Source organism: Erwinia sp. V71, from assembly GCF_965644245.1.
Taxonomy (GTDB): domain Bacteria; phylum Pseudomonadota; class Gammaproteobacteria; order Enterobacterales; family Enterobacteriaceae; genus Erwinia.
In genome coordinates, this window is record NZ_CBFFRK010000277.1 from 1 (window position 1) to 686 (window position 686).

A 686-nucleotide genomic window follows, 5' to 3' on the forward strand; every position below is an offset into this window, starting at 1 on the left:
TTATCGGTAGTTAACCCTTCCTCCTACACTCTCCACAATCATGTCCGAGCGTTGCACTTATTATCTGAATTCGCGCGGTGCTATTCCATTCAAGTGAATCACTGTAAGCCCGTTTTTCAACACGAACTTCATAATTATCAATATAAACAATAACGCCATTCTGCAATGCAAAGAGTGGACGCGAAGGTGAGTTCGTCAGTTCTGCATTGTTCTGAGCACGCGGTAAAAAGAGACTATTGGTGAAATAAAAGGACAAATTCGCCAGTGATACCGAACCTTCACAGTACATAAAGGTTTGATCCCAGTCTTCAAAATGGCAGTTATCAAATGAAAACTTCGAGTAACCGGCACTGACTCCGACGCGAATCGCATAAGCGTGGCTAAAGTCAAATGAGCAATTAATAAAATTAATATCAATACCTGATGCCTGCACATTCAAATGAGAGTCACCACAGGCCGCCAGTGTACAGTTATTCATCGAGATGCGCTCGCCGGAATCGGTCGAGGTTTGCGCGGGAATCAATACATTGTAATGATTTTGTTCAAAGTGGCAGCCATCAAAATAAGTCAGGTAAGTATTATTCAGATTAAATTTAATGCCATTCTGGAATCCCGCGAATTCAGATAATAAGTGCAACGCTTGGTCATGTGGATGGAGGGACGGTTAGCTACCGATAAGCTATCCT

The 686-nt window shown here is 42.4% G+C and carries 1 protein-coding gene; it reads right to left on the minus strand.

All coding sequences use genetic code 11. The features are described from left to right. Positions 1-10: 10 nt before the first annotated feature. Positions 11-637: a hypothetical protein gene (locus tag ACSZO1_RS22645; protein WP_437616651.1), complete on the minus strand. Its 627-nt coding sequence runs from the start codon at positions 635-637 to the stop codon at positions 11-13. Positions 638-686: the final 49 nt, after the last annotated feature.